The 11,960-nt window shown below is 62.7% G+C and carries 9 protein-coding genes; 4 read left to right on the top strand and 5 right to left on the bottom strand.

The annotated features are described in order from the left end of the window. Nucleotides 1–228 precede the first annotated feature (228 nt). The 3 genes from EEB15_RS32445 to EEB15_RS32435 all read right to left on the bottom strand — a co-directional run bounded on the left by EEB15_RS32445 (nucleotide 229) and on the right by EEB15_RS32435 (nucleotide 2,490). Nucleotides 229–747 (bottom strand): hypothetical protein, encoded by a 519-nt coding sequence (locus EEB15_RS32445; protein WP_141514131.1) that lies wholly within the window; start codon nucleotides 745–747, stop codon nucleotides 229–231. Nucleotides 748–863: 116 nt separating this feature from the next. Further along, the gene (locus tag EEB15_RS32440) at nucleotides 864–1,430 is read right to left on the bottom strand and encodes a YcxB family protein (RefSeq protein ID WP_141514130.1); all 567 of its coding nucleotides are present in this window, start codon (nucleotides 1,428–1,430) and stop codon (nucleotides 864–866) included. A 640-nt stretch (nucleotides 1,431–2,070) separates the two neighbouring features. Then, nucleotides 2,071–2,490, bottom strand: a complete 420-nt coding sequence (locus EEB15_RS32435) for a hypothetical protein (protein ID WP_141514129.1) — start codon at nucleotides 2,488–2,490, stop codon at nucleotides 2,071–2,073. Between the two features lie 1,067 nt (nucleotides 2,491–3,557). Here EEB15_RS32435 and EEB15_RS32430 point away from each other — a divergent pair. Continuing rightward, entirely contained in the window at nucleotides 3,558–4,601 is a 1,044-nt protein-coding gene (locus tag EEB15_RS32430) for an integron integrase (protein WP_370284079.1), read from the top strand. Between the two features lie 5 nt (nucleotides 4,602–4,606). On the opposite strand, the gene EEB15_RS34090 is transcribed toward EEB15_RS32430, so the two are convergent. Both EEB15_RS34090 and EEB15_RS32425 read right to left on the bottom strand, forming a co-directional pair. Next, entirely contained in the window at nucleotides 4,607–4,765 is a 159-nt protein-coding gene (locus tag EEB15_RS34090; RefSeq protein ID WP_199236694.1) for a hypothetical protein, read from the bottom strand. A gap of 83 nt (nucleotides 4,766–4,848) precedes the next feature. Next, nucleotides 4,849–6,510, bottom strand: coding sequence for an MFS transporter (locus EEB15_RS32425; protein ID WP_141514127.1), 1,662 nt, complete (start codon nucleotides 6,508–6,510; stop codon nucleotides 4,849–4,851). A gap of 298 nt (nucleotides 6,511–6,808) precedes the next feature. Between EEB15_RS32425 and EEB15_RS32420 the strand changes: the two genes are divergently transcribed. Genes EEB15_RS32420 through EEB15_RS32410 form a run of 3 tightly spaced genes read left to right on the top strand, consistent with a single transcriptional unit; the run spans nucleotide 6,809 to nucleotide 11,555 of the window. Next, nucleotides 6,809–7,978: an FIST signal transduction protein gene (locus EEB15_RS32420; RefSeq protein ID WP_141514126.1), complete on the top strand. Its 1,170-nt coding sequence runs from the start codon at nucleotides 6,809–6,811 to the stop codon at nucleotides 7,976–7,978. A gap of 3 nt (nucleotides 7,979–7,981) precedes the next feature. After that, on the top strand, nucleotides 7,982–10,978 hold the full coding sequence (locus EEB15_RS32415) for a PAS domain S-box protein (RefSeq protein WP_141514125.1): 2,997 nt from the start codon (nucleotides 7,982–7,984) through the stop codon (nucleotides 10,976–10,978). A gap of 52 nt (nucleotides 10,979–11,030) precedes the next feature. After that, complete coding sequence (locus tag EEB15_RS32410) at nucleotides 11,031–11,555, top strand: pyridoxamine 5'-phosphate oxidase family protein (protein ID WP_141514124.1); 525 nt, start codon at nucleotides 11,031–11,033, stop codon at nucleotides 11,553–11,555. The last annotated feature ends 405 nt before the right edge of the window (nucleotides 11,556–11,960 follow it).

Genomic DNA, 11,960 nt, shown 5'->3' with positions numbered 1-11,960 from the left:
CAGGGCGGAACCCCCAGAAAAGCGCAGCGATCCGAGTGAATGGCAACGATTGACGCCGCTTGTGAGATCGCGAAGTCGATCGCGTGACAGCTTCGCGTGCCACTGCCTTCACCCCGCCCTATAACGTAAAAATGACCGGACCACCAACATAAGCGGCGAAGCCGCAGCCTGCTGTTGTGGGTCCGTGTCGATTGACATGTTAAGACGAACTGCGATGCTACTCGCGCCCTATCGCAAGGCTCCCCGAGCCCAGAGCCTGAAGCACATGCAGATTACTAGCGCCTCACAGAAATAGCCGAACCACCAAACTAGGCTAAATGATTCGATGCCCGTTCGCGACGCGAGATAGATTACGGCCAGCGGAAGATGCGCCACAAACAGCGGCAAAGCCCACTTACGGCGCGCCACCAACAGCACCGCTGCGGCGAAATACATGAGGGGAAGCGCAAAGGCAAAGATTGAAACGGCGCCGCTTTTCACCAGGTCATACACCTGCCGCCAATCCGTGCCCGCAGCGTATGCGATGCCAAAAAGGCCCACTGTGCCTAAGAGCATAACTAGCCACGCGACTACCTTCTCCCACACAAGAAAGTGAGTTCCATGAGACGTCCGCGTCACCGCAAGTTCAAGAGGAACGTTCGTCGGCTTGTACCGATCCTCGAGAGAAGTCACGGACTGGCCGGCGTTTGCTGCATGAGGAGCGCCGGCTACCACCGCCGGTTCAACGCGCTCAAGATCAGTAGTCATTGGGTCTCCATGGTGACGCGATTGCATTTGGTGCGTCTTAACGTAGAGATGACCGGACCACCAACACAAGCGGCGAAGCCGCAGCCTGCTGTTGTGGGTCCGCGTCGATTGACAAGTTAGCCAGCATTGCCCGCCACTCCGCTAGAAGTACGACTCTTCGCGAAAAGCTCCCGTGCTCTAGCCTCGAACGCCTCGAATTCAGCAGGGGTAGAAAATCCGGCTACGGGAATGTAGAGACACGCGACGCCATGGTACGGAAGGAAGAGGTATTGCTTCTCTCGCACAATATCTTGAACGATCGCCCAAGGCAACTGCGTAAGTCCCATCCCACCTTCAATAGTTACAGCGCTGGCATCGAGACGAACAATGTCAGGCGAAGCGTTCGCCCCCCAAAGCTGCTGCATGCCACTCGCCCAGATCCGTCGGCTGGCCGAATTCGCCACGAAGCCAACCACAAATGCAGTAGCGAAGATTCCCACGAACCACCGACCATAGGGCACGTGCCTCTCCTCAACGACTTTCCACAGCGTGAAGATACCCAGAGTGAAGATTAGGGAATAGGTGCCGCCCAACACAGAAACCGCCCACCGATGCGGTAGGCGTTTCCACAGACTTCGCGTCAAGAACTGATTCGCTGCGCTGAAGTCCTTGGCGCTGAATTGAACGTGCCAAACGTCGCTCATGTGCTGGCTAACGTGAAGATGACCGGACCACCAACATTTGCGGCGAAGCCGCCTCCTGCTGTTGTGGGTCCGTGTCGATTGATAAGTTAGACAGCTCGTGAACGCGACAGCACATCAATGACTCCTCCCAACTGGCACAAAGTCAAGTTCGGCGGATCCCGATACGGGAGAATGCCCCGCAAGCCAGCTATGACGTTGAACGAAGAGACCAGCGGAGGTCTTTCCAACGACAGCGGTGAGTTTGCATGACGTGTGCGGAAAACTTAACACAAGCTCCTCTCCACCTCGCAGCCTGATGGGGAGTTCGTCCACGCTGTTCTCGTTCGGCTTGAAATGAAGGAGCTTCCCACCTCGCAAAGCGACCTCCGGCGCGAGGGGATGCCCCCAGAGGTTCCAGTCAGTTGAGGACGAGAAACGTACCTCTATGGCGTCGCCTGCAAGAGTCAGCGCTTCCACGCCGCAAGGGCGATGCTGCCCCCATGACGGATTGCAAGTGACGAGGAGGGCAACACTCAACTCGGTCGCACGTAACAGTCTCGGCATCGCGGTCTAACGTGAAGATGACCGGACCACCAACATGAGCGGCGAAGCCGCCTCCTGCTGTTGTGGGTCCGTGTCGATTGACAAGTTAAGGCTCACGTTAACACGCGAAGAGAACGGCGCACGAGACCGCCACAAAGGTAACCGAGTACAGCGCGGCATTCAGTGCCCCGAGACCGAGTGCCGACAAAAGGGCACCGCGCCGGGACAGTTTGACCGCTACCGCGTAACCTGCAAGTGCAGGCACCAGCCCAGACAGCACATATGCGAGAAGTACTGCAGCCACCCAGCGCAGCGAATCAGCTGACGACCAAGCCTGCAAAGCCAAATGCCCCTCGGTCGCCGTGAAAGCCATTGCGGCCCAAACCACAAACGCACACGCCACCGAGACAAGCAGCACTACACGGAAGAAACCGAAGGGCTGCGCAGCCTGCGCGCGCGCCTGTCCAAACCAAACCATACTGAACGGTGCACCAACAAGCGCTGTGACGGTGGCGGCGATCGCAACGAACTCGTTCATGAGCTTTAACGTGAAGATGACCGGACCACCAACATCAGCGGCGAAGCCGCAGCCTGCTGTTGTGGGTCCGTGTCGATTGACATGTTATGGGGCAGGCCGGCCCTTGTGCATGTGCTCATTGTTTGCCGCGCGATACGCATGGCCATAGTTTGCCTCACGGATGCTGGCAAGCCAACTCGCCCGAGTGCTGCGCCTCCTCCGATTTGATGAGGCCAGGGCGCGAAGGCCAACAAACGGCAAGACCTGGCCGGAGATGTCGGCAGGCAAAACGCCTGGGCGCCGGCGCCTTGACTCACCCGAGTGCCAGGGTGCGACCCCCAGAAAAGCGGAGCCGCTACGCGTGATGTGCAACGCTTGACACCATCCATACGGTGCGAAGCCAATCGCGTGAAAGCTTCGCGCACCACTACCTTCACCCCGCGCTATAACGTGAAGATGACCGGACCACCAACATGAGCGGCGGAGCCGCCTCCTGCTGTTGTGGGTACGTGTCGATTGAAAAGTTAGATTGCACTCTCACCGCCAAGTGGGAAAGCCGACGCGAGACTTGTCGGGAATGGGGCATTGCAGTGGGGTCAGAATCTCCACCAAGTCTGAAAGGTAGGCAACTTCCTCTCCGTCCCTAGCTTCAGTGAGTTCAAGCGACAGCTCAATACTTTTCGGAAAGTCGTCGTAGTTCGTGACTAGAGCGTGCCTCCCCGAAGCCAACTTGAGCATGAAGTGCCGACCCGCTCTTGGCGCCGTTCTCGTTGCCTTGAACTTGGACGGACGCGCACCGAACAGGCTAAGCGCGTCTTCGAACGAAGTGTTTTCGATATGGCAGGGATAGAAATTCCGCGCCTGACGGCCAATGGGAAGCCAGGCTGTCAGGCCAGAGGGCGCAACGAAGGTGGGACGAGTCACGTGCAATCTAACGTAATGTCGCCAGCCGTCTAGCGTGGCGTGCACAGGATATTTCGCGAAATAGAGTCGCGATCGGCGCGGCGAAGCGGCAGCTTTTCAAGCTGGATGGCTTGTCAACACTTGATTTCAACGTGATACTGTTAATAAATACAGCATCCAAATTGATCATGATATCGGCACCCCCCATCCCGCCTTCGCCTCGATTGCTGGACCAGCTGCGCGAGGTCTTGCGGTATCGGCACTATAGCGCGCGCACCGAGCAGGCCTATGTGTATTGGGTGCGCTTCTTCATCCGCTGGAACGGCCGGCGGGGCCCGCTGCGGCATCCGCGCGACATGGGCGCCGACGAGGTGCGAGCGTTTCTCTCCATGTTGACCACCCAAAGAGATGTGGCTGTGTCCACACACAACCAGGCGCTCAGCGCGCTGCTGTTTCTCTATCGCGAGGTGTTGCAGGTCAAGCTGGGTTGGCTCGACGACATTCAGCGGCCGGTGCGGCCGCGCCGCGTGCCATGCGTGCTCACGCGCTCCGAAGTCGCGGCCCTGCTGGCCGGCATCGGCGGGGCCACCGGTCTGCTGGCGCGGCTGCTGTATGGCACCGGTCTGCGGCTGAGTGAAGGCTTGGGCCTGCGCGTGATGGATATCGACTTCGAGGGCGAAGTCATCATGGTGCGTCATGGCAAAGGCGGCAAAGACCGCGCGGTAATGTTGCCCCACAGCCTGGTCCGGCCGTTGCGCACCCAGTTGGCGGCTGCGCGGGCGCTATGGCAACATGACCGGCAATGCGCCGTGCCGGGCGTGACAGTCCCCTCGTCACTTGTCGCAGGGGACACCGACACGGGGCTGGCCTGGCAGTGGTTCTGGGTGTTTCCCGCGCCCCGTTTGACTTTGGACCGGCGCACCCGTGTCGAGCGCCGGCCTCATCTGTTCGAGCAGCGGCTGGAACGTGCCATCAAGCTGGCTTGCGCCGCGGCGGGCATCGTCAAGCCGGTGTCGGTTCATACGCTGCGCCATTCGTTCGCCACCCATTTGCTGCAGGCGGGCTCAGACATACGCACGGTGCAGGCCTTGCTGGGGCACAGCGACGTGAGCACCACCATGATCTACACCCACGTGGCCGATGTAGCGGCCGGCGGTGCATCAAGCCCACTGGACGCCCTGTTGCCGCCGCCCACCCAAGCCCGCCAGCCGCAGCCGGCTTACGCGTAGCGGGGCTACTTCGTTGGCGGTGCGGCCGAAGCCGCCGGCGCGGGCGCGTGAACCGCGTCAGCGCCGTGCTTTTCGCCGCCCATGTCGATGTTGTCGCCGCCCTTGATGATCACGAACATTGCCAAGGCGGCAAACACCGCGAATCCGACGCCGATTTTCCACATGCTGCTGTCTCCGGATAGGTTTGAATCACTCTACAAAGGGCCCGCAAGCAGGCCCTTCAGAGAATGCCCCTTCGGGGGTGGGCTCAATCCTTGGCGTAGATGTCCACGTCCTTGGTTTCCTTGATGAACAGCGTGCCGATCACGAAAGTGGCGGCGGCGATGATGATCGGGTACCAGAGGCCGTTGTACATGTTGCCGGTCTGCGCGACGATCGCGAAGGCCGTGGTGGGCAGCAGGCCGCCGAACCAGCCGTTGCCGATGTGGTACGGCAGGCTCATCGACGTATAACGGATGCGGGTCGGGAACATCTCCACCAGCATCGCGGCGATCGGGCCATACACCATCGTCACCAGGATCACCAGGTAAGTCAGGATGACGATGACCATGAACTTGTCGAGCTTGGCCGGGTCGGCCTTGGTCGGGTAGCCTGCGGCCTTCAGCGAGTCGGCCACGGCCTTCTTGAATTCGCCGTCCTTCTTCTTGGCGTCTTCGGGCGTGAGGCCCTTGGACGTGTAGCCCGGGATCACCGTCTCGCCGATCTTGATGGAGGCGGCCGCGCCGGCGGCTGCAGGCGCGTTTTCGTAGCTCACGGAAGCGCCGGCCAGCACCTGCTTGGCGATGTCGCAGGAACTGGTGAACTTGACGGTGCCGGTCGGGTTGAACTGGAAAGAGCACTCGCTGGCATCGGCGGTCACCACGACCTTGTTCTTGGCCTGTGCGGCGGCCAGATCCGGATTGGCGGCCTTGGTCAGCGCGCCGAAGATCGGGAAGTACGTCAGCGCGGCCAGCAGGCAGCCGGCCATGATGATGGGCTTGCGCCCGATCTTGTCCGACAGGGAGCCGAACACGATGAAGAACGGCGTGCCGATCAGCAGCGAAACAGCGACCAGGATGTTCGCGGTGGCGGCGTCGACCTTGAGCGCTTGCGTCAGGAAGAACAGCGCGTAGAACTGGCCCGAGTACCAGACCACGGCCTGGCCGGCGGTGAGGCCGATCAGCGCCAGGATCACGATCTTCAGGTTCTTCCACTGGCCGAACGACTCCGTCAACGGCGCCTTGGAGGTCTTGCCCTCGGCTTTCATCTTCTGGAAAGCGGGCGACTCGTTCATCGACAGCCGGATATAGACCGAGACGGCCAACAACAGGATGGAGACGATGAACGGAACACGCCAGCCCCAATCGGCGAAGGCAGCTTCGCCGATCATGGTGCGCGTACCCAGGATCACCATCAGCGACAGGAACAGGCCCAGCGTCGCCGTGGTCTGGATCCAGGCCGTGTACGCGCCGCGCTTGCCGTGCGGCGAGTGCTCGGCCACGTAGGTGGCTGCGCCGCCGTACTCACCGCCCAAGGCCAGGCCTTGCAGCAGCCGCAGCGCGATCAGGATGATCGGAGCTGCGGCCCCGATGGTCGCGTAGTTCGGCAGGATGCCCACGATGAACGTGGACAGGCCCATGATCAGGATGGTGACCAGGAAGGTGTACTTGCGGCCGATCATGTCGCCCAGGCGGCCGAAGAAGATCGCGCCGAACGGGCGGACGATGAAGCCGGCAGCAAAGGCGAGCAGCGCGAAGATGAAGGCAGAGCCCGCATCGAGGCCCGAGAAGAACTGCTTGGCGATGATCGCGGCGAGCGAACCGTACAGATAGAAGTCGTACCACTCGAATACCGTGCCGAGCGAAGAGGCAAAAATCACCTTCTTCTCTTCCGGCGTCATCGGCCGCGGGGCGGGATGAACTGTTGCCATGGTGTGTCTCCAGGAGTTGAAGTGCCCGACATGGACACGTGAAGCAATTCTTGAAGATGGCTCTGACCCTGCTCTGACGCGAAACCAACGGGGCCTTTCATGAAACTGAACGCGCTCTGACGGTTTAGGGTGAAACCCGCAAGCGCCGTTTCATCATGTGGTGAAGCGGCCAAAAGCCGCTGGGGTTAACCCGAACGTAGTCTTCATAGCCGAGGTACGGCCGATTTGCCCTTAGGGCGTTTTCTTAATGAAGGAATTGCCCTAAGGACACGGGCGCCGCCGGTGGTCTGATACGTCCATGAATATCGAACAGCGCATGTGGACCCAGACAGCCGGCTGGATCCCCGCCTCGCCCAGCGGCGTCGCCCGGCTTGCCCAGCTCGTTCTCGTCTTCGGCGCACCCGCGGCGCTGGGGCAGGCGCACCTGAGGGACGCGATCCGCAGCGACTATCCGGATGCGCATATCTTCGGCTGCTCAACCGCCGGGGAGATATGCGGCACGCAGGTGTCGGACGATTCACTGGTCGTGACGGCCGTTCACTTCGAGCACACCCAGCTGCGCAGCGCGCAAGTGGATCTTGCACACACGCCCGACAGCTTTCAGGCCGGCGAATCGATCGCGCAGGCACTGCCCCGCAGCGTGCGCGATGCGGCCACGGGGGCGGATGAACAATTGGCCCACGTGCTGGTGCTGTCCGACGGGCTGAAGGTCAACGGCAGCGATTTCGTGGCCGGCCTGATGAAGCACCTGCCCGAAGGCGTCACGCTCACCGGCGGGCTGGCGGGCGATGGCGCGCGGTTCAACAAGACGCTGGTGTTCGATGCCGGCACCCCACGCGAAGGAGCGGTCGCCGCGCTGGGCCTGTATGGCCAGCGCCTGAAGGTGGGCTTCGGCTCGCTGGGCGGCTGGGACTCTTTCGGCCCGGACCGGCTCGTCACGCGGTCCAAAGCCAATGTGCTCTACGAACTGGACGGCCAGTCCGCGCTCGGCTTGTACAAGCAGTACCTGGGGGAGCACGCCAAGGGCCTTCCTTCCACCGGCCTCTTGTTCCCTTTGAGCATTCGCGACGACTCCGGCGAGACGCCCGTCGTGCGCACCATCCTGTCGGTGGACGAAGCGGCGCAAAGCATGACGTTCGCCGGCGACATTCCCGAAGGTTCGTATGCGCGCCTGATGAAGGCCAACTTCGACCGCCTCATCGACGGCGCGACGGGGGCGGCGCGCACCAGTCACACCGCCCTGGGTTCGGGCACCGCGGAACTCGCGCTGCTGATCAGCTGCGTGGGCCGCAAGCTGGTGCTCAAACAGCGCATCGAGGAAGAAGTCGAAGCCGTGCGCGAAGTGCTGGGCGAAGGCGCCACGCTGGCAGGCTTTTATTCCTACGGCGAGATTTCCCCGTTCACCCCCGGCGCCCGGTGTGAACTGCACAACCAGACCATGACCATCACGGCGCTTTCGGAGAACTGAACGATGGACGCGATGCACAGCCTGCTCAAGCGCCAGCTCAAACGGCAGTTTGGCGACGGCTTCGCCATTCCGGCGGAGTGGCAGGCTTTCATCGGTTGCGTCAACAACGCCTATCGCGAGTTCGACGCCGATCGCGAAATGCTGGAACACTCGCTCGACCTGAGTTCGCAGGAACTGCTCGACGCGAACACCGAAATGCGCGCGGTCTTCCAGGCCATTCCCGACGTGGTGTTCCGCCTCGACCTCACGGGCGTGATCCTGGACATCAAGTCCGGCGCCTGCAGCGACCTGATGCTCAAGCGCCATGAACTGGTCGGCAAACGCGTGCAGGACGTCCCGATCAAGGACGTGGCGTCGCGCTTCGCCGAAGCCGTCGCCCGCGTCGCCGCGGAAAATGCGCCGGTCAGCATCGAGTACTCGGCCGTGCTGAAGGACCAGGAGTCGCACTACGAAGCGCGGCTGGCGCCCTTGCCGGAAAAGCAGATCGCCGTCGTGATCCGCAACGTGACCGAGCGCAAGCAATCGCTGCGGCTGCTCGGCTCCGCAGTCGAACAATCGACCGAATCCATCGTGATCACGGAGCCACACCTGGGCGGATCGGGGCCGCGCCTGCTGTTCGTCAACCCGGCATTCACCCGCATGACGGGCTACACCGCCGCCGAGGCCGTGGGACAAACTCCTCGCATGCTCCATGGCCCGAAGACAGACATCGAAGAGTTGCAGCGGATGAAGGAGATCCTTCGCCGCGGTGAAACCTACGCGGGCGAGTCCATCGCCTACCGCAAGGACGGCACCGCGTTCGACATGGAACGCCAGGTCACCCCGATCCGCGACTCCAGCGGGGCTGTCACGCATTACCTGTCCATCCAGCGCGACGTCACCCAGCGCAAGCAGACAGAGAACGCACTGCGCGACAGCAACGAAAAATTCTTCCAGCTCGCGGAGAACATCGCCGACGTGTTCTTTCTCCGCTCGCCGGACATGAAAGAGCTGCAGTACCTCAGCCCCGCCTTCGAGACGATCTGGGGCCGGCCACGCGAAAGCCTGTACGCCAACCCGGACCAATGGGCCCTGGCCATCGTCCCGGAAGACCGCGAACGGGTGCAGGCCGCCTTCCAGTCGCTGACGCGCGATGCGCCGAGCATCAGCGCCGACTACCGCATGATGCGTCCCGACGGCGACATGCGGTGGATTCACGTGCGTGGCTTCCAGGTGCGCGACGCCGAAGGGCGCGTAGTTCGCCTGGCGGGGGTCGCCAAGGACATCACGGCCCGCAGGGAGGCCGAGCAGGCACTACGCGAGAGTGAGAAACACTTCCGCCTCCTGAACGACCTGTCGGAGGCGACGCGCCCGCTCGCCGACCCGGCCCAGATCATGGCTGCGAGCGCCCGCCTGCTGGGGCAGCACCTGGGCGCGTCGCGCTGCGCCTACGCCGACGTTGACGGGGACGGAGAGCGCTTCACCATCCTGCACGATTACACCGACGGCTGCGCCAGCACCGTGGGCAACTACCATCTGTCGCTCTTCGGCGCGCGCGCCGTGGCCACGCTGGAAAGCGGGCAGACGCTGATCATCCGGGACGTGCAGGCCGAACTGCTACCCGGCGAGGGCGCAGACATGTTCAAGGCCATCGGCATCAATGCGATCGTCACCTGCCCCTTGATCAAGAACGGCGCGCTGCGCGCCATGATGGCAGTGCACCAGACCACCGCGCGCGACTGGACGGCGGCCGAGATCGCCATCGTCCGGGAGGTGGTCGAACGCTGCTGGGCCACGATTGAGCGCCGGGCAACGGAGGAACGGCTGCGCGAGAGCAAGCAACTCGCCGAGGCCGCAAGCCAGGCCAAGAGCGACTTCCTCGCGAACATGAGCCATGAGATCCGCACGCCGATGAACGCCATCATCGGCATGTCGCACCTGGCGCTGCGCACCGAACTTACACCGCGCCAGCGCGATTACCTCGACAAGTTGCAGAACTCGAGCAAGCACCTGATGGGGATCATCGACGGGATTCTCGACTTCTCGAAACTCGAGGCCGGCCGGCTCGGCATCGAAAAGATCGAGTTCACGATCGAGTCCCTGCTGGCCGACATCACCCAGCCTCTTGCGGCGAAATGCAGGGCCAAAGGCTTGGCGCTCGCACTCGACGTCGCCCCCGACGTGCCGCAGAGCCTGGTCGGCGACCGGCGCCGGCTGGCGCAGGTGCTCGCCAATTTTGCCGACAACGCCGTGAAGTTCACCACCACGGGGCAGATCGTCATCTCGGCGGCTGTGCTGCCGGGCTCGGACGAAGGCGTCGTGCTGCGCTTTGCCGTGGAAGACACGGGCATCGGCCTCACAAACGAGGAAGCGAGCCGGCTGTTCCAGAGTTTCCAGCAAGCCGACATGTCGTCGACGCGCAGGTTCGGGGGTACGGGCCTGGGGTTGGCGACGTCGCGCAAGCTCGCCGAATTGATGGGCGGCGAAGTGGGCGTGCAAAGCCATGCCGGGGTGGGCAGCACCTTCTGGTGCAACGTCAAGCTGGGGCTGGGCACCACCGCCACTGAATCCCTGGCCGATATCACCTCGATCGCGGGCGCCCGCGTGCTGTTGGTGGAAGACAACGACATCAACCAGATCGTGGCGACGCACATGCTCGAGGAAGCCGGTCTCGTCGTCGACGTCGCGGAAAACGGGCAGATTGCGCTGGACATGCTCGCGAACGACACCTGGGACCTGGTGCTGATGGACATGCAGATGCCGGTGATGGACGGCATCACGGCCACGGCGGAGATCCGGCGCATGGCCAGGCACCGCGGCTTGCCCATCGTTGCCGTGACGGCGAACGTGATGCCGCAAGACCGGCAAAGGTGCATGGCGGCGGGCATGAACGACTTCCTGGCCAAGCCGATCGAACCCGACCAGCTGTGCCACATCCTGCGCAAATGGATCCGCCCGCGCGCCACGGCGCGTGTTGTCGGTGAAAGCGCACAGGCCGCGTCGGCAACCGCCGACCGGTAAGGCAGCGCGCCGCTTCGATGATCGGGTTTTGGAACCCGACAGGAAGCCACGCATGAGTCAAGACAAGTCCTTTCAGCACGAGCTCTGGGAGCTCATCAAGCACATCCGCTTTCCGATGCTGGTGCATCGCCACCTGGGCGGCAATCTGCACGCGCACCCACTCACCATGAAGAACAAGTCGCTCAAGCCGGGTGAGCCGCTGCACTTCTTCGTCAGCAAGAAAAGCGAACTGGGCCAGCGGCTGCGTGTCGACGGCAACGTGTGCGTCACCTATTCGGACACCGAAAAGGACTGCTACGTTTCGGTTTCCGGCCGCGCCAAGGTGAGCGAGGACATGGACGCCAAGAAGCGCCTGTTCAACGCGCTCGACAAGGCCTGGTTTCCGGGCGGTGCCGAAGACCCGGACCTGGAACTGGTCGAAGTGGAGATCGACCACGCCGAGTACTGGAACGTGAAGGAGAGCAAGGCCACGCAGCTGTTCAAGATGGCCAGCGCCGCTGTCAGCGGCAACAGGCCGGAGCTCGGCGAGCACCGTGAGCTGCAGATCGGGTCGAAGGAGCCGGTGGCCCACGAGTAGGCACGCTTCAGGCTGTCATGGCGGACTCGATCCACTACTGACCGGAGATCTGATGAAAGTTTTCGTGCCGCATGCAGGGCTTGACCCACTGCCGCCCGAAGTCTGATCTCATCGAAGCGCTGCACGGCGACCGTGTGCGCAACCATGGACGCCGGGTGGCCGATGCAGCGAATGTCCCCCGTCGCGGCGAAGCCGCTCCCTCCTCCTTTATTTCGCCGCATCGGCCACCCGGCATCCATGGGGGACCCAGTTGGCGCGCGTCGGTCGAATACCCACAACGTCTCCCGGATCGGGGTGGTGGGGCGCTCTGCGCAGCGAAATAAAGGAGGAGGGAGCGGCTTGCCGCGACGGGGGACATTCGCAGCGCAGAGTGCCCCGCCGCCCCGATCCCGCCCCGCCATGTCG

The sequence above is a fragment of the Ramlibacter sp. WS9 genome, assembly GCF_003797765.1.
GTDB lineage: Bacteria > Pseudomonadota > Gammaproteobacteria > Burkholderiales > Burkholderiaceae_C > Ramlibacter.
This window is presented reverse-complemented; position numbering and strand designations above follow the sequence as displayed.